Source organism: Halorubrum sp. (assembly GCF_046498025.1).
Classification (GTDB): Archaea; Halobacteriota; Halobacteria; order Halobacteriales; family Haloferacaceae; genus Halorubrum.
The window spans coordinates 38,905-58,733 of the sequence record NZ_JAWOBM010000005.1; the positions used below are offsets into that span (position 1 = coordinate 38,905).

The 19,829-nt window shown below is 70.6% G+C and carries 21 protein-coding genes and 2 pseudogenes; 17 read left to right on the forward strand and 6 right to left on the reverse strand.

All coding sequences use genetic code 11. From position 1 onward, the window contains the following. Nucleotides 1–28: 28 nt before the first annotated feature. Genes tenA through R6U01_RS00825 form a run of 5 tightly spaced genes read left to right on the forward strand, consistent with a single transcriptional unit; the run spans nucleotide 29 to nucleotide 3,312 of the window. Nucleotides 29–694, forward strand: a complete 666-nt coding sequence (tenA, locus tag R6U01_RS00805) for a thiaminase II (RefSeq protein ID WP_410284558.1) — start codon at nucleotides 29–31, stop codon at nucleotides 692–694. Continuing rightward, nucleotides 691–1,257: a TenA family protein gene (locus R6U01_RS00810; RefSeq protein WP_410284559.1), complete on the forward strand. Its 567-nt coding sequence runs from the start codon at nucleotides 691–693 to the stop codon at nucleotides 1,255–1,257. Before tenA ends, R6U01_RS00810 begins: the two co-directional genes overlap by 4 nt. After that, nucleotides 1,254–1,418, forward strand: coding sequence for a hypothetical protein (locus R6U01_RS00815; RefSeq protein WP_410284560.1), 165 nt, complete (start codon nucleotides 1,254–1,256; stop codon nucleotides 1,416–1,418). The genes R6U01_RS00810 and R6U01_RS00815 overlap by 4 nt, the downstream gene beginning before the upstream one ends. Continuing rightward, nucleotides 1,415–2,740 carry a divalent metal cation transporter gene (locus R6U01_RS00820; protein ID WP_410284561.1) on the forward strand — a complete coding sequence of 442 codons (1,326 nt, stop codon included), beginning with the start codon at nucleotides 1,415–1,417 and terminating at the stop codon, nucleotides 2,738–2,740. The genes R6U01_RS00815 and R6U01_RS00820 overlap by 4 nt, the downstream gene beginning before the upstream one ends. Beyond that, a complete protein-coding gene (locus R6U01_RS00825) occupies nucleotides 2,737–3,312 on the forward strand; it encodes a hypothetical protein (protein ID WP_410284562.1) in 576 nt (191 codons plus the stop codon). Before R6U01_RS00820 ends, R6U01_RS00825 begins: the two co-directional genes overlap by 4 nt. 589 nt (nucleotides 3,313–3,901) lie before the next feature. Here the strand turns inward: R6U01_RS00825 and hpt are convergent. The 3 genes from hpt to R6U01_RS00840 all read right to left on the reverse strand — a co-directional run bounded on the left by hpt (nucleotide 3,902) and on the right by R6U01_RS00840 (nucleotide 6,044). After that, nucleotides 3,902–4,471: a hypoxanthine/guanine phosphoribosyltransferase gene (gene hpt / locus R6U01_RS00830; protein ID WP_410284563.1), complete on the reverse strand. Its 570-nt coding sequence runs from the start codon at nucleotides 4,469–4,471 to the stop codon at nucleotides 3,902–3,904. 511 nt (nucleotides 4,472–4,982) lie between these two features. Further along, nucleotides 4,983–5,762, reverse strand: coding sequence for an enoyl-CoA hydratase/isomerase family protein (locus R6U01_RS00835; RefSeq protein ID WP_410284564.1), 780 nt, complete (start codon nucleotides 5,760–5,762; stop codon nucleotides 4,983–4,985). A 60-nt stretch (nucleotides 5,763–5,822) separates the two neighbouring features. Next, nucleotides 5,823–6,044: a hypothetical protein gene (locus R6U01_RS00840; RefSeq protein WP_410284565.1), complete on the reverse strand. Its 222-nt coding sequence runs from the start codon at nucleotides 6,042–6,044 to the stop codon at nucleotides 5,823–5,825. 181 nt (nucleotides 6,045–6,225) lie between these two features. Here R6U01_RS00840 and R6U01_RS00845 point away from each other — a divergent pair, with 181 nt between their 5' ends. From R6U01_RS00845 to R6U01_RS00860, 4 genes and pseudogenes are all read left to right on the forward strand, one after another. Further along, nucleotides 6,226–7,356 (forward strand): S1C family serine protease, encoded by a 1,131-nt coding sequence (locus R6U01_RS00845; RefSeq protein WP_410284566.1) that lies wholly within the window; start codon nucleotides 6,226–6,228, stop codon nucleotides 7,354–7,356. Nucleotides 7,357–7,465: 109 nt separating this feature from the next. Then, nucleotides 7,466–8,653 (forward strand): chorismate synthase, encoded by a 1,188-nt coding sequence (gene aroC / locus R6U01_RS00850; protein ID WP_410284567.1) that lies wholly within the window; start codon nucleotides 7,466–7,468, stop codon nucleotides 8,651–8,653. A gap of 104 nt (nucleotides 8,654–8,757) precedes the next feature. Beyond that, the gene (locus R6U01_RS00855; RefSeq protein ID WP_410284568.1) at nucleotides 8,758–9,081 is read left to right on the forward strand and encodes a MarR family transcriptional regulator; all 324 of its coding nucleotides are present in this window, start codon (nucleotides 8,758–8,760) and stop codon (nucleotides 9,079–9,081) included. Further along, nucleotides 9,078–9,409: pseudogene (locus R6U01_RS00860) on the forward strand (hypothetical protein). Before R6U01_RS00855 ends, R6U01_RS00860 begins: the two are co-directional and overlap by 4 nt. A gap of 35 nt (nucleotides 9,410–9,444) precedes the next feature. Here the strand turns inward: R6U01_RS00860 and R6U01_RS00865 are convergent. Both R6U01_RS00865 and R6U01_RS00870 read right to left on the reverse strand, forming a co-directional pair. Then, entirely contained in the window at nucleotides 9,445–9,654 is a 210-nt protein-coding gene (locus R6U01_RS00865) for a hypothetical protein (protein ID WP_410284569.1), read from the reverse strand. Nucleotides 9,655–9,803: 149 nt separating this feature from the next. Beyond that, complete coding sequence (locus R6U01_RS00870) at nucleotides 9,804–10,331, reverse strand: TIGR04206 family protein (RefSeq protein ID WP_410284570.1); 528 nt, start codon at nucleotides 10,329–10,331, stop codon at nucleotides 9,804–9,806. A 128-nt stretch (nucleotides 10,332–10,459) separates the two neighbouring features. On the opposite strand from R6U01_RS00870, the gene aglM reads away from it, so the two are divergent. The 7 genes from aglM (at nucleotide 10,460) to R6U01_RS00905 (ending at nucleotide 18,034) form a co-directional block, all read left to right on the forward strand. After that, nucleotides 10,460–11,800: a UDP-glucose 6-dehydrogenase AglM gene (gene aglM / locus R6U01_RS00875; protein WP_410284571.1), complete on the forward strand. Its 1,341-nt coding sequence runs from the start codon at nucleotides 10,460–10,462 to the stop codon at nucleotides 11,798–11,800. A 160-nt stretch (nucleotides 11,801–11,960) separates the two neighbouring features. Next, nucleotides 11,961–13,364: a selenium-binding protein SBP56-related protein gene (locus tag R6U01_RS00880; protein ID WP_410284572.1), complete on the forward strand. Its 1,404-nt coding sequence runs from the start codon at nucleotides 11,961–11,963 to the stop codon at nucleotides 13,362–13,364. 6 nt (nucleotides 13,365–13,370) lie between these two features. Continuing rightward, nucleotides 13,371–13,700 (forward strand): 2Fe-2S iron-sulfur cluster-binding protein, encoded by a 330-nt coding sequence (locus R6U01_RS00885; RefSeq protein WP_410284573.1) that lies wholly within the window; start codon nucleotides 13,371–13,373, stop codon nucleotides 13,698–13,700. Between the two features lie 116 nt (nucleotides 13,701–13,816). Beyond that, nucleotides 13,817–14,716 (forward strand): hypothetical protein, encoded by a 900-nt coding sequence (locus tag R6U01_RS00890; protein ID WP_410284574.1) that lies wholly within the window; start codon nucleotides 13,817–13,819, stop codon nucleotides 14,714–14,716. Nucleotides 14,717–14,801: 85 nt separating this feature from the next. Then, nucleotides 14,802–15,569 (forward strand): hypothetical protein, encoded by a 768-nt coding sequence (locus tag R6U01_RS00895; protein WP_410284575.1) that lies wholly within the window; start codon nucleotides 14,802–14,804, stop codon nucleotides 15,567–15,569. 33 nt (nucleotides 15,570–15,602) lie between these two features. Further along, nucleotides 15,603–16,691: a M48 family metalloprotease gene (locus tag R6U01_RS00900; protein ID WP_410284576.1), complete on the forward strand. Its 1,089-nt coding sequence runs from the start codon at nucleotides 15,603–15,605 to the stop codon at nucleotides 16,689–16,691. Then, nucleotides 16,688–18,034: a PQQ-binding-like beta-propeller repeat protein gene (locus R6U01_RS00905; protein ID WP_410284577.1), complete on the forward strand. Its 1,347-nt coding sequence runs from the start codon at nucleotides 16,688–16,690 to the stop codon at nucleotides 18,032–18,034. Before R6U01_RS00900 ends, R6U01_RS00905 begins: the two co-directional genes overlap by 4 nt. A gap of 43 nt (nucleotides 18,035–18,077) precedes the next feature. On the opposite strand, the gene R6U01_RS00910 is transcribed toward R6U01_RS00905, so the two are convergent. Then, nucleotides 18,078–19,424 carry an alkaline phosphatase family protein gene (locus tag R6U01_RS00910; protein WP_410284578.1) on the reverse strand — a complete coding sequence of 449 codons (1,347 nt, stop codon included), beginning with the start codon at nucleotides 19,422–19,424 and terminating at the stop codon, nucleotides 18,078–18,080. A 145-nt stretch (nucleotides 19,425–19,569) separates the two neighbouring features. Here R6U01_RS00910 and R6U01_RS00915 point away from each other — a divergent pair. After that, a pseudogene (locus R6U01_RS00915) lies at nucleotides 19,570–19,829 on the forward strand (nodulation protein); the annotation flags it as partial.

Here is a 19,829-nt window from a genome sequence, read left to right on the forward strand (position 1 = left end):
TATGGCCGTCCGACCACAGCGTTCGCTCATGAGATTCACCGACGGCCTCGAGGACGTGGCCGATCCGATCTGGCGGGCCATCGTCGATCACCCCATGGTCGTCGAGCTCGGCCAGGGGACGCTGGACGAGGCGCCGTTTCGCCGCTGGGTCAGACAGGACTACTACTACCTGACGGAGTACGCGCGGGTGTTCGCGTACGGCGCGGCGAAGGCGCCCGACCTCGACCGGATGGGCACCTTCGCGGAGCTGCTCGGCTCGACGATCGACACCGAAATGGACCTCCACCGAGCCTACGCCGCCGAGTTCGGTATCTCGGAAGCCGAGCTCGAGGCGACGGCGCCGTCCCCGACCACGCGGGCGTACACCGACTTCCTCGTTCGCGCCGCCGCGGCGGGGACGTTCGGCGATCTCGTCGCCGCGCTGCTCCCCTGCATGTGGGGGTTCAACGAGACCGGGACGCGGCTCGCCGCCGAGGGCGTGCCCGAGGACGACCGCTACGCCGAGTGGATCGAGACGTACGCGGGCGAGGAGTTCACCGAGCTCACGGCGTGGTGTAAGGAGCTGATGGACGACGTCGCGGCGGACGCGACCGCCGAGACGCGGGACCGCTACCGCGAGCTGTTCCGCACGTCGGCGCGCTACGAGTACCGGTTCTGGGACGCCGCCTGGCGACGGGAGGAGTGGTCGGTGTGAGCGACGCCGGCGGCGCCGACACCGTCGTGTCCGCGTCATTCGGCCCCTACGCCGCGGACCGCGAGGACCCGCGGTTCACCGAGTGGCTCCGCGAGCGCGCCGAACCCGACTGGACGGCGGCGGGTACTCACCGGTTCGCTCGGGAGCTCGGCGACGGCGCGCTCGACGACGAGGTGTTCCGGCGCTACTTGATCCGGGACGACGCCTTCCTCGAGACGCTCATCGGGACGTTCGGCCACGCGGTCGGCGAGGCGCCCACGATGGAGGCGAAGGCGTCGCTCGTCGACTTCCTCGCCGTGCTCGTCCCCGCGGAGTGGGTCTACCTCGAGTGGGCGTCCCGCGTCGCCGATCGGGACCCGGACCGGCCCTACCTCGCGGCGTGGATCGACCTCCACGCCGTCGACGCCTTTGCAGACTTTGTCGGGTGGCTCCGCCGCGAACTCGACCGGGAGGGCGCCGCCGCCTCGCCGCGTCGGCGGGAGCGACTGGACCGGCTCTTCCGGCGCACCGTCGAGTCCGACGGCGGGCGCGTCGACGCCGACGAGGAGGTGGACGGGTCGTGACGGTCGTCGGCCCGACGGCGTTCGCCGTCCTCCTCTGGGGAACGCTGCTCACGGTCTCGCCGGTCTTCGTTTACGAGGCGGACGCGATCGCCGGCGAGTCCGGCCGGACCGGGCACGGCGGTCGACCGGCGACCCGGTCGAACCGAGGTGAGGACGCGTGAGCAACCGACGGACCAACGTCTCGGCGGTGACCGGCGGCGCGGTCCGCCGGGCGCTCGGCGAGACGGGCCCGTCGTGGGTGGCGGGCGCGATCGCCGCCGGGCCGGCGACGATGGCGGGCCTGATCGCCGCCGGCGCGAGCTTCGATTACGCCCTGCTCTGGGTCGTCGTCCTGTCGGCGGCGGCGGGCGCGCTCGCGCAGTACCTCGCGATGCGGCTCGGCCTGCTCACCGAACGGGGGATCGCGAGTGTCGTTGAGGACCACCTCGGCGAGACGTGGGCGTGGGTCCTCGTCGCCGACGTGGTGATCGCGGCGGGCGTCGCCCAGCTCGTGATCATGAACACCGTCGCGTCGGTCTCGGCGACGCTGACCGGGCTGGACGCCCGCCTCTGGGGGCTGGTCTGGGCCCTCGTCCTCGCGGTCGGGATCGCCGGGCGCGGCTACCGGTTCGTCGAGCTCCTCGCGAAGGTCCTCGTGACGGCCGTCGTGCTCGCGTTCGTCGCCTCGCTCTCCGTCGTCCCCGTCGACTACGGCGCCGCCGCGAGCGGTCTCGTCCCGTCGCTGCCGGCGGGCGGCGCGCTGCTCGCGGCGGGGATCCTCGGCGGCGCGGTCCACATCACGCTCATCACGATGCACTCCTACACGATGCGGGCACGGGGGTGGACCGCCCGGGACTACGGGGTGGCCACCGTCGACGTCGGCGTCTCGATGCTCGTGGCTTTCAGCGTCTACAGCGTCGCGATCTTCCTCGTGGCAGCGAGCGTCCTCGCGGACCCCGAGCTGACGACGGTCGGGGCCGCGGAGGCGCTCGGGCCGCTGGTCGGCGCGAACGCCCGGCTGCTGTTCCTCTTAGGGCTGGGCGGGGCCGCCGTCTCCACCCTCGGCGGGAACACGGTCGTGCCGCCGTTTCTCGTCGCCGACAAGCTCGGCTGGGGGACGTCCGTCGACGACGCGCGGTACCGGGCCCTGCTCGCCGCGTTCGCGCTCGGCTCCGGGCTCGGCGCCTTCATCGGCGGCGAGGTCATCGGCCAGCTCGTGCTCGTGCTCGCGCTGGGGACCGTCGGGACGCCGTTCGCCGTCGCGCTCGTGCTCTACCTGCTCAACAGCGACGCGGTCTCCGAGCCGACCCCCCCGCTCGCGAACGCCGGCGGGATCGCCCTGCTCGTCGTCTCGGGGACGCTCGCAGCGAACTTCGTCCGCGAGCAGGTCGGCGGCGGCGTCGACGCGCTCTCGGGCGCCGTGCTCGCGTTCGCGCTCGCGCTCGGGGTCGCCACGCTCGCCCTGTTCGTCACGTACGCCCGGGAGGAGGCGTCGCCCGCGTGACCGACCGGCAGGTCCCCCGAACCGGCTCGACGCTGGTCGTCGGCCCCTCGGGCGCCGGTAAGACGACGCTGACTGCGGGAGCCCTCGCGGACTGGCTCGCCGACCGCGACCCGTCCGAGGCGGCCGTCTTCGAGTTCGGTCCGGAGTTGGAGCGGGAGGACCGCGTCGTCGGCGGTCGGCTGGACCGGTTCGTCTCGGTCCCCGAGGGCGTCTGGGTCGGTGTCGTCGACGCCGTCGCGCCGCGCTCACAGGGCGACACGGCGGCGGAGACGCTCTCGCTCGCCCGCGAGAACGCCGAGCGGGCGAACCGGCGGTTCGCCGCCGCGCCCCCCGACCCCGGGGCCGTCTTCGTCAACGACGCCACGATCGCCTTCCAGCACGAGTCGGGAGAGCTCGACCGCCTCCTCGCGTACTGCGCCGGCGCGGAGCTCGTCGTGGTGAACGCTTTCGAGGGGACGGAGTTCGGCAGCGACGACCCCGTGTCGCGGCGCGAGCGCGCGGTCCTCTGGCGGCTCCGGGACTGGGCCGACCGGACGATCGAGCTCGACCGATCCGAACGCGCCCCGGACTGAGCGCCGCCGTCGCGTCGCGCGCACTCGACCGCGCGGACGGACGACTCCGGTTATACATGCGACCAGATAGAACGGTGCGATCGGCGGTTATACATGCGACCGGGTAGAACGGTGCGATCGGCGTGCCCCGGTGAGCGCCCGTTAGGGCGCGAGCCCGAGCGCGGGGGAGTCGGTGGTCCGGAGCGACGCGGAGGACCACCGACAGGACGAGAGCGAAGCTCTCGCTTGCAGCCGGACGTAGTCCGGCGACAGCGTGACGCGTGGCGCCACGGGCAGCCGGCGGCGGAGCCGCCGGCGACGAGGCTGGGGAGGCGTGAGGCGCGGTTGCTGTACGGGTAGGGCTTTGGCGGTAGTCACCAACGGTTCGGCACTTCCCGCGTATCGCCTCGCGGCTGGGGCTTTGGAAGTGGTCACTACGGTTCGGTAGTAATCGCGTTTAGCCGAGCGGCTTGGGCTCTGGCGGTGTAGTCCGGCGACCCGCGGTCAATTGCTTATAAGTGAGCGGCTCGATCTTTATCAGTGGTCTCCGAGTCACAGCCGGCAACGAACCGCGAGTCCAGCTCCCTCCCTGAAAAAAAGCCCGAAAGTGTTATTCGTCGCCCTGCGCGCTGACGATCACGACCTCGCCGTCCTCGACGCTGACGTTGATCAGCGTCTTCACGTTGTAGTCTGTGTCGTCGAGCTCGTTCTCGCCGGCCTTCTTGATCACGGCGACGACGTCGACGACCTCGGCGCCGACCTCGTTCGTCAGCGCGTCGAGGATCGCCTTCATCGTCCCGCCCGTCGAGAGCACGTCGTCGAGCACGAGCACGCGGTCGCCCTCCTCGACGTCGTTGATGTACATCTCCGACTCGGAGTAGCCGGTCTCCTGGAACAGCGGGACCTCGCCCTCGAGCCCGTACTGGCGCTTGCGGATGACGACCAGCGGGATGTCGGTCATCAAGGAGAGCGCGGTGGAGATGTGGATCCCCATCGCCGCGGGGGTGACGATCTTGTCGACGTTCTCCAGCTCCGCCTTCCGGATGATCCGGATGACGATCTCCCGGAGGAGCTCCGGTTCGAGCATGGGGACGCCGTCGCTGATCGGGTGGACGAAGTACTGGTACTCGCCTTTCTCGATGATCGGCGCGTCGAGGAGCGACTGCCGCAACTGGTCCATGTCGCCGGTACTCGGGCGGATTAATAAAGCGTGGCGGTTGCGTCGCTCGATGCGGGCCGGTGGCACGGCGATCGGGTCCCGACCGCGGTCGCGTTCGCGCTCTCGACAGAGGCTTCTGACGCCCCAGCCGATCGGCAATACGTGATCACTGCCAGCCCAACAGCGAACACTCCCGAAGCTCCAACCGCTCGGTCGGACGCGGTCGACGGCGGATTGACGCTGAAAGCCTCCAAAGCCCCAGCCGCGAGGGCTCGCGCACCTCGTTGCGCTCCTCGCTCGTTCGCTCCGCTCACTCGCTGCGGTGCTTACGTCGGTGGGCTTCGCCCTCGCGGCTGCCCCTTCGAGTCCCGCCTCGCACAGCACCCGCACCTCACGTCTCCCCAGCCTCGCGGCTCCCTCCGGTCGCCGCGGCCCTCGCGGACTCCTCGCGCCCGCTGGGCGCTCGGAGGCGCGCCACCGCACCGCAGTACGATTTATAAGCCGACCGCGGCTGGTTTAACGGACTTGCCGGTCACTCGAACTCGGGCTCGCGCTTTTCGAGGAACGCCCGCATCCCCTCCCGCTGGTCGTGGGTGCCGAACAGGCCGGACCACGCCCGACGCTCCAAGGCAAGCCCGCCCCGCTGAGTGCCGTCGTGGACCGCGTTGAGCGCCTCCTTCGCGGCGCGCATGGCGAACGCCGGCTTCGCGGCCAGCTCCCCCGCCAGCTCGTCGATCCGGTCGTCGAACGCGTCGTCGTCGACGACCTCGCCCACGACGCCGACCTCGGCGGCCTCCGCCGCGTCGATCCGCTCGCCGAGGAAGACGAGCCGTTTCGCCGTCTCGTCGCCGACCAGCCGCGAGAGCCGCTGGGTGCCGCCCCACCCCGGCACGATGCCGAGGTCGATCTCCGTCTGTCCGAGGACGGCGCTTTCCGCGGCGACCCGGAGGTCACACGCCAACGCCAGCTCGCAGCCGCCCCCGAACGCGTACCCGTCGATCGCCGCGACCGTCGGCGCCGGAAACGACTCGATCTTGTCGGCGACGCGGTGGCCCAGTTCGGCGTACGCCTGCGCTTCGGGCGTCGACAGCTCGACCATGTAGGAGATGTCCGCGCCCGCGACGAACGCGTCGTCGCCCGCGCCGGCCAGCACCAGCGCGCGGACGCCCGCCGCCTCCGCCTCGGCGAGCGCGTCTTCGATCGCTTCGAGCGTGTCCACGGTGAGCGCGTTCAGCTGTTCCGGGCGGTCGACGGTGAGCGTCGCGACGTCGCTCTCGGCGTCGACGTCGAGCGTGATCGTGTCCCAGGTCATACCGGCCCGTCACGGGGCGGCGTGAAAACCGTTCGGCAGGCAGGTGACCGACGGCGGGTCCTACATCTCCTCGCGGCTGTCGATCTCTCTGTACATGAACCACGCGACGGTGTAGACGCCGAGGAACAGCAGGTACCCGACCACGAGTCCGACGAGCTGGCGGGAGCCGAGCCCGCCCGGTAGCGCCCGCGAGAGGACCGCCAGCGCCACGCCGAACACGACGAGCGAGAACAGACCCGAGAGGGCGTACACGCCCAGATCGGAGGTGAAACGATCGCGCACGCCCCCACCAACGGCGTCGGCTTATAAACTCCCGTCGGTCGCGGCGAGGCGTCGGCGTCCCGGACGCGGCGAGGCGTCGGCGTCCCGGACGCGGCGAGGCGTCGGCATCGTCGGTCACGAACCGCCTCTATTTCACGGGCTCACCCGGTCGTTTAACCCGATTCGGGCCGTAACCCGCTCCATGAAGCGCACCCGACGCGAGGTCCTCGGCGCGGGAACGGCACTGCTGACCGGTGCGGCGGCCGGCTGTCTCGCCGCGAACGGCACGCCGCCCGACGGCGACGAGACCCCTGCGGCGCAGCCGCAGACCGACTCGCAGCTCGGCGACGCCGACGGGGCCGGCTACGACGAGGTGTACGAGGCGGTCGCGCCCTCCGTGGCGCGCGTCCGAACGTACGTGGAGAGCCGCGACACCGCCTTCGGGCCGGCGGAGGGCGGGCCGGCCGGACAGGGATCGGGCTTCCTGTACGACGCCGATCACCTGATCACGAACGACCACGTCATCGGCGATCCGGACACGATCCGCGTGCAGGCGGCCGACGAGACGTGGCTCGACGCCGCGGTCGTCGGCCGCGACCCGTACAGCGACCTCGCGGTCGTCGAGCTCGACGGCGAGCTCCCCGGCGATCCCCTCCCGGTGGCGACGGACCTCCCGCCCATCGGCACGGAAGTGCTCGTCGTCGGGGCGCCGCTCGGCCTGGAGGGCACCGCGACGCAGGGGATCCTCAGCGGCCGGAACCGGACGATCCCCGCCTCGTCGACGGCGCGCGGTCGGTTCTCGATCGCCGACGCGATCCAGACTGACGCCGCGCTGAATCCGGGCAACAGCGGCGGCCCGATCGTCACCCTCGACGGCACCGTGATCGGCGTCGCGACCGCGACCCGGGGGGAGAACCTCGGCTTCGGCGTCTCCGCGCGCCTCGCGAACGAGGTGGTTCCGCGACTGATCGAGACGGGGAGCTACGAGCACTCCTACCTCGGCGTGAGCGTGTTGGCGGTCGACCCGCTGCTGGCGGCGGGCAACGACCTCCCCGAGGCCCGCGGCGTCTACGTCGCCGAGGTCGTCGACGGGGGCCCGGCCGACGGCGCGCTCCGCGACACCGACAGCGAGACGACCGTCGAGGGCGCGACGGTGCCGACCGGCGGCGACACCATCGTGGCGCTCGACGACGCGCCGGTCGTCGAGAGCGCCGACCTCTCGCAGTACCTCGCCCTGGAGACGCGCCCGGGCGATACGATCGCGGTCACGGTCGTCCGCGACGGCGACGAGGAGACCGTCGACGTGACGCTCGGCACGCGCCCCGAGCTCTGATTCCGGCTGACCGCACGGCCGCACCGTCCGAGCGGTGACGGGCCCCTCGCGCCGAGCGCTCGGTTGCGCGGATTGCAACCCCTATATGCCCCCGGCCATACGTGATGGTATGAACGGGAACCGGTTCGGTCGGCTCTTCCAGCTGACGACGTACGGCGAGAGCCACGGCGACGCGATGGGCGTGACGGTCTCCGGCGTCCCCGCCGGCGTCGAGCTCGACGAGGAGGCGATCCAGGCGCAGCTCGACCGGCGCAAGCCGGGTCAGTCGATGATCACCACCTCCCGGGGCGAGCCCGACGAGGTCGTCGTCAACTCCGGCGTCCAGGACGGCTACACCACGGGCACGCCGATCGGCATGGTGATCCAGAACAAGGACGCGCGCTCGGGGAAGTACGAGCCGTACGTCACGGCGCCGCGCCCCTCGCACGGCGACTACACCTACTCCGCGAAGTTCGGCACGCGCAACTGGGGCGGCGGCGGGCGCTCCTCTGCGCGCGAGACGGTGAACTGGGTCGCGGCCGGGGCGGTCGCCGAGCAGGTGCTCGACGCCTCCGACTACGACGTCGAGATCAAAGCGCACGTCAACCGCATCGGCGACGTCGAGGCCGACGACGTGAGCTTCGAGCAGCTGCTCGCACACAGCGAGGAGAACGACGTGCGCTGCGCCGACCCCGAGGCGGCCGCCGAGATGCAGGCGCTTATCGAACGGTACCAGGAGCGCGGCGACTCCATCGGCGGCTCCATCTACTTCGAGTGCCGCGGGGTCCCTCGCGGGCTCGGCGCGCCGCGGTTCGACAGCTTCCCCGCCCGGCTCGGGCAGGCGATGTTCTCCATTCCGGCGACGACCGGCGTCGAGTACGGGCTCGGCACGGGCGCGAGCGACGTCACCGGCAGCGAGCGCAACGAGGACTGGACGTTCGACGACGGCGCGTCCTTCGACCACGTCGAGAGCGAGGCGGGCGACCCGGTCCCCGTCGGCAACGACCACGGCGGGCTTCAGGGCGGGATCACCACCGGCGAGCCCGTCTACGGCGAGGCGACCTGGCACGCGCCCACCTCGATCCCCAAGAAGCAGCGCTCCGCCGACTGGGAGACGGGCGAGGAGAAGGAGGTGCAGGTCGTCGGCCGACACGACCCCGTCCTCCCGCCGCGAGCCGTCCCCGTCGTCGAGGCGATGCTGTACTGCACCGTCCTCGACTTCATGCTGCTCGCCGGCCGGATCAACCCCGACCGCGTCGACGGCAACCCGGGCCAGTACGACACCGACTACCACCCGAGCAGTCCGCGAAACGAGTAGCGGACGACGCGGATCCGAGACGGATCTCATTGGCGCTGGCTTCGACGCTCGTCGGACTCTGTCTCGACCGCACATTTATTACAGAATATTACATACTATGTCACATGCCGATCGGTATCGACGCGTTCGACGACGAGCCGGAGGCGGCACTCGACGTCGCTCCCGGAACGCAACCGTATCGCATCCTCGCGTTCCTCGCCGACCACGACGATCAGGCGTTCACGCAGACCGAGCTCCACGAGCGAACGGGGATCAAACGCGGGAGCGTCGGCGCCGTCTTGTCCCGACTCGATGACCGCGGACTCGTCCGTCACCGGGGTCGATACTGGGCGGTCGCCGAGGACGACCGGCTCGCGTCTTTCGCCGCACAGCAGGCGGCGAGTTCGGCGTCGACGACGGACGACTACTACGGCGAGGACGAAGCGTGACCGCCGAACGCGGCACGGTGGTCAAGGGGCCGGATCTGTTCTCGGACAACGACTTTCGACCGTATATCCGGATAAACGACGACACGCATCCGTTCGCGGAGGAAGAGGCCGTCTACGTCGCCGCGACGACGACGCGTCGGTCGGCTGCGATCCCGCTCACGGATAGCGATTTCGTCGCGGGGGGGGGCTCCCGCGCGAAACGTACGTCAACCCGTGGACCGTCGTGACGATACGACATGCGGATATCCGCGGCGAGGAAGGGCAACTGACCGACGAAACGACCGGGGCGATCGCGAGAGCGACGGCGGGATATCTGGGCGTTCGGTGACCCCGCGCGAGCCGAACGACTGCGCCCTGATCACGTCACTCCTCCGGCGACCACCCGCAGGCGTTCCCCGCGGTGAGGTCGTTCTCGTCGACGTGCGCCGCGAGGCGGGCGTAGTTGCAGAAGTACGCGGGCGAACCGCAGCCGTCGTCGCAGTCCCGGACGCAGATCGGGTCGTGCTCGAAGATCCGCGAGCCGCAGTAGGCGCACGTCTCGTCGGCGTCGGGCGTCGACACGGTCGTGGACATGTCCGGACGCAGGGCGTGCCGGGTTGAAAAGCCGGTGCGGTCCCGTGCGGGTCACACCACGACGAGCTGCACGAACCCCGCGAGAAACGCTCCCGTCGCGGCGTGGCCGCCTCCCCGTCAGCGGCGCCGGTTCACGGTCGCCGACCCCCTCACTGCACGACGACCGCGCGGAGGTCGCGCCCGTACGCGGCGACGGCGACCGCGAGCGTCGCGGCGGCGCCGACCGGGATCACGGTGAGTAACCCCGACGTGGTCCCGACCCCGAACCGCGTCGCGAGTCCGACCGAGACCCAGAGGCTCGCCGCGGCCGCCAGCACGAGCAGCCCACCGGTGAGGCGGCGGTCCTCGCGGCCGAACGCCACGCCTGCGACGGCGCTGGCCGCGGCGAGCAGGTGGAAGCCGACCGCCAGCGGCCACGCGCGGATCGACGCCGGGAGCGACGCGAACGGCCGCGACTGGTCGAGGAAGTACGACCACACGGGGTACCCGCCGAGACCCGAGCCGGACGCGCCCGCGTTGAGGAATCCCCAGAGGGTGACGACCGTGAGGTCGCCGGCGGCGGGGATGACGGCCATCGGCACCGCGAGCAGCACGAGGACGAGCGCCCACCCGGCTCGCGCGACCGGCCCGCGTCCGCTCGCGGTCGGGTCCTCTACGGGTCGTTCGGGCTCGGACATATCGACGTCTCGGAGTCGCGCCGGTAAGAATCGTCCGGGACCGGGCCGTCCCGTCTCACTCCTCTGCGACGGACGTCTCGATGTGGAGACGCGCAACGCTCTTTGGGTCGGGGGTCGCTTGCTTCGACATGCGAGTCACCGTCGTCGGTAGCGGGTACGTCGGAACCACCCTCGCGGCCTGCCTCGCGGACGCGGGCCACGACGTCACCGCGATCGACATCGATCCCGACATCGTCGCCGCGTTGAACGACGGCCACGCCGCGATCCACGAGCCGGGTCTCGACGACCTCCTGGCCGAACACGCGGGCGACCGGCTTCGCGCGACCACCGAGTACGACGGCGTCCCCGACGCCGACGTGACGTTCTTGGCGATCGGCACCCCCTCGCGCGAGGACGGCAGCATCGACCTCGGCCCCCTCACGGCGGCCGCCGAGATGACGGGCGAGGCGCTGGCGAGCGCCGAAGGCACCGTCGCCTCCGATGACGGCGACGCCGCGTCCGCCCCCGACGCCGACCGCCACCTCGTCGTCGTCAAGAGCACGATCACGCCCCCAGGCGTCGGCGCGGTCCGCGAGACGCTCACCGCGGGCGCCGGCGACGCGGCCGACCGCGTCGAGCTCGCGACCAACCCGGAGTTCCTCCGTGAGGGCACCGCCGTCGACGACTTCCAGCACCCGGACAAGCTCGTCTTCGGCACCGAGTCTGACCGGGCAACCGAGCGATTGGAGGCCCTCTACGAGCCGCTGCTCGCCGCGACCGACGGGGACGTCCCGGTCATCCGGACCGACCCCGAGACGGCCGTGATGATCAAGTACGCGAACAACGCGTTCCTCGCGTCGAAGATCTCGCTGGCGAACGACCTCGGAAACATCTGCAAGCGGTTCGGGATCGACGCCTACGAGGTGATGGACGCGGTGGGTCTCGACGACCGAATCGGGGCGCAGTTCCTCCGCTCGGGGGTGGGGTGGGGTGGGAGTTGTTTTCCCAAAGATGTCGATGCAATTAGGGCTGCGGCCCGCGAGGCGGGCTACGAGCCCGCCCTCCTCGACGCCGCGGTCGCGGTGAACGACGGCCAGCCGAAACGCATGCTCGAACTCCTCGACTCCCACGCCGACGTCGCGGGCGAGCGCGTCGCCGTACTCGGCCTCGCTTTTAAGCCAGGAACCGACGACGTCCGGAACTCGCGGGCGATCCCGGTCATCGAGGAGCTGCAGGCGCGCGGCGCCGAGGTCGCGGCGTACGACCCGGTCGCGACCGACAATATGCGCGAGCGCTTCTCCGACGTCACATATGCGGACTCCGCGGCCGCCGCGCTGAAGGGCGCGACCGCCGCGCTCGTCGTCACCGACTGGGACGAGTTCGCGGCGCTCGACGACGCGTTCGACGCCATGAGCGAGCCGATCGTCATCGACGGCCGACGGATAATCGATCGACGCGACGGGCTGACGTACGAGGGACTCACCTGGTAGCGCCGCCGTCCACCCACGTTTGCGAACTAGAGGCGGGTGGTGACCGTCCAGACACCACCGCGCTCAGTGAGCTCTGCCGTCACCTTCGATAATTGAAAGCGCTGAGAGTACAAATAATAGTACATTATTAATAGTGCTTAATATCAACTGACGATTTGGGATGAGCACTGACAGGCCCGGTCACGATGCAGAACAGAGCGGTCACGAGCATGAAGAAGTCGAGGGGCCGGGGTATCCGACGCCGGCCGCGATGCGGACCGAGAGCGGTCGCGAAGAAACGGCGTACGTGATGGCGCCGCGAGTGGGCATGGAGAACGAGGGTCCGGACATGATCGGCGTCGTCGACCTCGACCCCGCGTCGGACACCTACTGCGAACTGATCGACACGGTCGAGATGCCCAACAAGGGGGACGAGCTCCACCACTTCGGCTGGAACGCCTGTTCGTCGTCGTGTCACGCCGAGGGACTCGCTCGACAGTATCTGGTCGTTCCGGGCCAGCGGTCCTCACGCATTCACGTCATCGACGCCGAGGACCCGCGCGATCCCGAGATGGTGAAAGTCATCGAACCGGAGGAGGTGTTCGAACACGACCTGTCCGCGCCGCACACGGTCCACTGCGTCCCCGGCGGGAAGATCGTCATCAGCATGCTCGGCGACGCGAACGGCGAGCTCCCCGGCGGGTTCCTCCAGTTGGACCAGGAGGACTTCAGCATCGAGGGCAGCTGGGAGGCCGACCGCGGCGACATGGAGATGAACTACGATTACTGGTACCAGCCCCGCCACGACGTCATGATCTCGAGCGAGTGGGCCGCGCCGAACACCTACTATCCGGGGTTCGACCTCGACGACGTCGAGGCGGGCAAGTACGGCGACAGCGTCCACATCTGGTCGTGGGACGACCGCGAGCACCTCCAGACGCTCGAATTCGGGGAACAGGGACGGATTCCGCTCGAGGTTCGGATGAGCCACAACCCCGAGGAGACGCAGGGGTACGTCGGCGCAGCGCTCTCCTCGAACATCATCCGGTTCTACGAGAAAAGCGACGGCGCGTGGGACTGGGACGTCGTCATCGACGAGGACCCGCGCGAACACGAGGACTGGGACATGCCGGTGCCGCCGCTCATCACGGACATCCTGCTGTCGCTGGACGACCAGTACCTGTTCTTCTCGAACTGGCTTCACGGCGACGTGCGGATGTACGACGTGAGCGACGCGGGCGATCCGCGACTGGTCGATCGGATATGGGCCGGCGGCCTCTTCGGCGACCGGCAGACGGTGCAGGGCGAGGAGATCCGCGGGTCGCCGCAGATGCTCCAGCTCTCCCGGGACGGCGAGCGGCTCTACTGGACGACGTCGCTGTTCTCGTCGTGGGACAACCAGTTCTTCCCGGACATCGCCACGGAGGGTTCGCTGATGTTCAAAGCCGACGTCTACCCCGACGAGGGGCGGATGGAACTGGACGAGGAGTTCCTCGTCGACTTCGGTGACGCGCCCGGGGGACCGGCGCGGGCTCACGAGATCCGCTGGCCGGGCGGCGACTGCACGAGCGACGTCTGGCAGTGATCGGTCGTGACGGACGCGACGACCCACGCCGTCGAACTGGTCCGCCCGAACGGGCGGACCGAGACGATCCGCGTCGAGGAGGGTGAGACGGTCGTCGACGCGGTGGAACGGGCCGACGAAGCCCTTCCGTACGGCTGTCTGTACGGAGCGTGCGGCACCTGCACCGCGGAACTGCTCGACGGGGAGATGTGCCACCAGACGGCACCGCGGGCACTGAAACCGTCCTCCCTCGAGGCCGGGTACGTCCTCCCCTGTGTCGCCACGCCCGAGTCCGACTGCCGACTGCGCGTCGGCCACGGGATCCAAGCCGAGGTGGTCGGTACTCCGTGGAAGTGAGGGCCCCTCGGCGACGAGCGTATTTTCGGTGCCGGACGGGGGGATCCGGACTGCGTCTCCCGCTGAGGGTATCGACGAGGCAGTCATTTTATATCTGTCGGCCGAAACGTGAGGCCATGGCGGCCCTCCACGCCCTCCGTCCGGCAGTCGGCGGTATCGCTCGCAACCCGGTCCTCCTGCTCGTCACGGCGCTGTACGGGCTCGCGCAGGTCCCGAGTTTCATCGTCCCCTCGACGCGGCCGGTTCTGGCGGCGCTCGTCTCGCTCGCCACGTTCGGCGTCCTCGTCCTCGCCCTCCCCTTCTTCCAGGGCGGGCTGCTCGGGATGGCGAGCGAGGCGATCGCCGGGCGGACCGGTCTCCGCACGCTCGTCGCCGCCGGGAAGGACAACTACGTGTCGCTGCTGCTCGCGTACCTCGTGCTCCTCGCGATCAACTTCGCCTTCGGGTTCGTCGCGTTCATCGGCGGGCTCATCGTCGTCGTCGGCGGCGTGGCGTCGATGCCCACCGGCGCGCCGGGCGTCGGCGTCGATCCGACGCTGCTCGCGCTCCTCGCGGTCGTCGGGGGCGGCTTCCTCCTCGCGTACCTCCTCGTCACCTTCGCCGTCCAGTTCTACGCTCACGCGATCGTCCTCGACGACGCGGATCTCGTCGACGGGTTCCGGCGCAGCGTCGGACTCGTCCGATCGAACCTGGTGAGCGTCGTCGGCTACACGCTGGTCCTCCTCGCCGGGAGCGTCGCCCTCGGGACGCTGGCCGCGGCCGCGTCGATCGTCCTCGGTCCGCAGTCCGCGGGGGCGGCCGCGACGCCGCTCGCCGACCTCGTGCCGGTCGAACCGACGCTTCCCGTGCTCGTCGTCGCCGGCGTCGGGTACCTCCTCCTGACGAGCGTGTTCGCCGCGTTCTACGCGACGTACTCGGTCGCGTTCTACGAGTCCGTCCGTCCCGCGCCGGCGACCGAGCGGGAACCGACCGCTCCCGCCGCCGACGGAGGCGCCGCGTTCGCCCCCGAGCGCTGACGCTCGACCGTCGCGCCGTTGCTCGCCCGGGCCTCGGTCCCGCGGCGACCGTCACACGCAACTCGGTCCGGCCCCTGTATCCGGTATGAACACGCAGGACGGCGGCCACCACGACGCCGCGGTCGACGCGCTCGCGGCCCGCGAGTACGAGACGGCCGGGAACCGGTACACGCGCGGCGGGCGCCGGGTGCTCGCCGACCCCCGCGAGGGTCTCGACCCCTTCGCCCCCGACGAGAAGGGGTGGATCGGACAGGGACTTCAACAGCTGCTCGCGGCGGCCGTCGCGTACCGGGTCGCCGGCGTCGACCCGCGGGCCACCCGGCGAGCGGTCGAGGGGATCGCCGCGACGCGCGACTTCCAGCGGGTCCTCGACGCGCCCGGTCAGGGCGCCTGCCTCGCGGAGTTCGTCGCCGACTTCAAGATCGCCGGGGGGCTCGACGGCGCCGGGGCGGCGTACGACGACGCCGCGGCGCGCTACGCGGCCGCCGGCGACGCGATCGACTCGCCGCAGGCGCTCGCGACGACGCCGCTGTTCGGGGCCGCCGCCGCGACGATCAAGCAAGTCGCCCGGGGACAAGCGAACGGCGAGATCGCGATCCGGTGGGAGGACCTCCACGGGTCCGACCCCTCGCGGCCGGGCGACTTCCTCGCGCACCGCGCCCGGATTAAAAAGCAGCGCTTCGCGGGGCTCGTCGAGAAGGCGGTCGCGGACGGCCACCTCGCGGCGCCGCGCGGGACGACGGAGTACGGTAACGAGACGCACCGGTGCCCGGACTGCGGGTCGAACGACGTCAACTGGGCCGGCACCGACGTGCTCTGTATGCGGTGTTCGACACCGACCGAACGGATTTAACTCGCCGCCGACCAAACGCGCCGGTCGAACACGATGTCGCCCTCCATCGCAGACCGGCTCCGATCCCTCCGCCCGCTTCGCGCGCTCGCGCCGTCGAACCGGCTCGACCGGGACCGCCAGCTACGCCTCCGGATGCTGATCGCGGTCGGGCTGGTGATCGCGCTCCCGTTCGCGTTCGCGTACACGTTCGTCTTCCTCGTCAACGCGGTCGGGCTCCCGCTCTTGGAGTGGGCGAACGAACGCCCCTACACCGGCGAGGTGTACGTCGACCCGGTCGTTCTCGCGGTCGTCGTCCTCGGCGGGCTCGCGGTTCAGTACCGGTACGGCCCCCGAACCGTCCTTCGCTCCGTCGGCGGGCGTCGGGTGTCTGCCGACGAGTACCCGGAGCTGCACGCCGCCGTCACGCGGGTGGCCGCGCAGGCGGACGTCCCGAAGCCGAACGTGGCGGTCGCGCGGACGGCGCTGCCGAACGCCTTCGCGGTCGGGACGCTGGGCGACGGCACTGTCGTCGTCACGACCGCGCTGTTGGAGACGCTCGACGACGACGAGCGCGACGCCGTGCTGGCCCACGAGATCGCGCACCTCGCGAACCGAGACGCCAGCCTCATGACCGTCGCGTGGCTGCTCCCGACGGTCACGTACTACCTCGCCGTGCTCGCCTTCTACGTCCTCTACGGCCTGTTCCGGTTCCTCAGCTTCGGTGGCGGGGGGTCCGGCGGCAACCGCGACGGCCGAGCGCTCGCGGTCGGGATCGTCGTGATCGCGGTGAGCGCGGTCCTCACGCTCACCGTCTCGGCGATGTTCTGGGTCGGGAGCGTCCTGATCCACCGGGTGCTCTCGCGGTACCGCGAGTACGCGGCCGACCGCGCGGCCGCCGAGATCACGGGGTCGCCGGCGGCGCTCGCGGCGGCGCTGGAGACGCTCGACGAGACGATGCCGGCGGTGCCCGAACGCGACCTCCGCGAGTTCGACGGCGGTGCCGAGGCCCTGTACGTCGCGCCCCTGGAGAGCCGCGCGTTCGGCGACGAGGAGCTCGTGAGCACCGACGTCTTCCCGGAGACGCACCCGCCGACCCGCGAACGCGTCAGGCGGCTCCGCGAACTCGCGGGTGAGACCGCGTGACGGGACGCGACGCGACCGTGGGCCTCTCCAGGCGCCGATTCCTCGCGGCGGTCGGGCTCGGTGTCGTCGGCGCCCTCGCCGGCTGCGGCTACCGCCCCGGCGGCGGCGACCTCGCCTGGGAGTCGTCGCTCGCGGGCGGCGGGTTGCTCGAAGTCGACGACCGCTGGTTTCTCCCCGCTGGCGACCGGCTGTTCGTCCTGCGGAACCGGTCCGGCCGCACGTACGACTTCGAATCGGAGACGTGGTACGACGTGGAAAACGCGGCGGTCACCGCGCTCGACCCGGCGGGCGACACCCGACTCGAGGCGGAGACCGAGCGACGGGCCGCGGGCCCGCCCGCCGTCACCGAGACGTCGATCGTCGCGCCCGTCGAGGGCGACCGCGTGACCGCGATCGACCGCGAGACGGCCGCGCTCGACCTCGACGACCCGACGGTCGACGAAGACGGGAGCGAGGCGGACGAGCGCGACCCGATCCGGTGGCAGGTCGACGTGGACGCCGCGAGCGCCGACGGCTCGACCGCGAGCGCCGACGGCTCGACGGACGACGACCTCCCCGAGAACGTCGACGCCGTCCGCGCCAGCGACCGCCTCGTGGCCGCCGTGGTCGGGGACGACGTCGTCGTCCTCGACGCCGAGACAGGCGACCGCGCGTTCGCGCTGAGCGAGGCGTGGCCCGACGGGAGCGACGTTGGGTCGCTCGCCGTCACCCCCGACCGCGTCGCGGTCGACGGCGGGGACGCGTGGGTCGCCGTCGCGGGCGTCGGCCCGGACGGCGGCTCCGGGGGCGACGGTACCGTCCTCGCTCGCTTCGACCCGACCGGCGAGCGACGGGTCGCCCGCTCGCTGTCGGTCGAGGTCGACTGGCTCGCCGTCTTCGGAGGGACCCTAGTGGCCAGGGACTCGAACGAGCGCGTCACCGGCTACCGCCGCGACCTCGACCGCCGGTTCGCGCTGTCCGTGTCGATCCCCTCGAGCCGACCCCGTGCGATCTCCCGCGCCGGCGGTCGGTTCTACTACTCGGCCGGCGGGACGATGCGAGCGATCGACGCCGCCGCGGGCGAGGTCGTCTGGGAGCGTTCCGACCTCCCGACCCGCGACCTGTTGGCGGCCGACGCGGACGGCGTGTACGTCGCCGAGGACGAGGTCGGCCTCGGCGAGGAGGACGAACCGCGGATCACCGCCGTGGGGACTGACGGAGAGAACCGCTGGACGGCACCGCTGCCCGACGGGGTCACCGTCGACGAGCTGTTCGCGGTCGGCGACCGGCTGATCGTCGTCGACGACGCGGAGCTGTACGGCTTCCGGGCCGCGCCGGGCGAGCGGTGGTCGCTGCTGGGGTGAAAACGTCGCGGTCGGCGTGGCGGTGAGGCCGCCGAAACCGGCGTTACTCCGCGAGCAGGCTCTCGCCGTCGAACGGGGCCTCCGCGTCGACGTCCATCAGGTCGAGGATCGTCGGGGCCACGTCGAAGAGGTTCGAGCCCGCGACGTCGACGTTCGGGTCGGTGGTGTACAGAAGCGAGTTCTCGAACTTGTGCATCCCGTTGCGCGGTCCCTCGGTGAAGACGGCCTCCTTGTCGCCGAAGCCGGCCTTCAGGTCGAAGCCGTCCGCCGGGATGACGACGAGGTCGGGCGCGATCTCGTCGTGGGCGCCCTCGAAGGCGTCCTCGCCGTTCACGATCCGCTTGCACACCCGGCGGCCGTCGGGGCCGGTGAGCCCCTCGAGGTCGCTTCTGAGCTCCTCGCGGACCGCCTCGTACTCGGACTCGGGGACGACTCCCTCGGGCTCGCGGCCCTCCAGATTGAGGTAGAAGCGCCCGGGGATGAGCGAGTACGCCCGCGTGTCGTCGTCGATGTCCTCGAGCGAGTCGTGGTCGTCGTCCTCGTAGGAGAGCCACCCCTCGTCGGCGAGGAACTTGTTGCAGTTCGCCTCCCACTCGAGCTCGGTGAAGCCGTGGTCGGAGGCGACGATCAGGGTCGTGTCGTCGTCGAGCGACGCCCGGATCTCGCCGATGTACTCGTCGAGCGTGCGGTAGAACTCGAGGAAGTCGTCCTTGTATTCCCCGTCGTTCGCGTAGTCGCCGAACAGGAAGTGGTTGACGCGGTCGGTGCTCATGAAGACGCCGAAGAAGAGGTCCCAGTCGTCCTCGGCGAGGTAGTGGGTGAACACGTCGTAGCGGGCGTCGAGGGTGGCGTGGGCGTTCTCGATGAACTCGGTCTTGTCGTCGTCGTGGCCGAGCTTCGCGTTCACGTCGATGCGGTAGTCGCGGTCCCGCAGCACCGTCTCGACCGCGTCGTCGCTCGCGGCGGCGTCGAGCCCGGGCGAGAGGAACCCGGAGACCTGTCGCTGGATCCGCGTCGACGGCGGGAACGTGACGGGGACGTTGAGCACGGTCGCGTCCCGGCCCGCGTCGGTGACGCGGTCCCACAGCCGCGTCGCCTTCACGTGTTTCCCCATCGGAACGTACGTCTCGTAGGAGTCGACCTCGCGGTCCTGGAAGCCGTAGACGCCCGTCTCGCCGGGGTTCACCCCCGTCGTGAGGCTCGGCCAGCACGCGCTCGACTCGGGCGGGACGATGCTCTCCAAGCGCCCGGCCGTTCCCGTCTCGGCGATCGCCGTGAGGTTCTCGAACACGTCGGGGTGATCCTGCACGAGGTCGTACGGTACCCCGTCGATGCCGAGGAAGACGACTCGCTCGTCGTCGTCGCCGCGCAGCCTATCGAAAAGTCCCATGGGCAGAGTATCCAGTGCTGCCGACATATTCCTTGTGTTCTGGCGAGCCCCGCCGGTCACGCCGAGTCCCGCCGCGGGTCGGGCGTACTGGCAAGCCGCGCCGTTTCAGAAGGACTATTTGCCTCCGCAGTGACAACTCTGCCGTATGAGCGATGACTTTCCGGCGAGCGTCGACGTCGATTACACGGACGGCGAGGGCGAGGATCCGGCCGATTACCCGTCGCTGCAACACAAACTCGAGAAGGCGATCGAGGTCACGAAGCGGGGCCTCGAGCAGTACGAGAACCCCGCGGTGATGTGGACGGGCGGGAAGGACTCCACGCTGACGCTGTACTTCATCAATCAGGTCGCCGAGGAGTACGGGTACGAGAAGCCGACCGCGGTGTTCATCGACCACTACCAGCA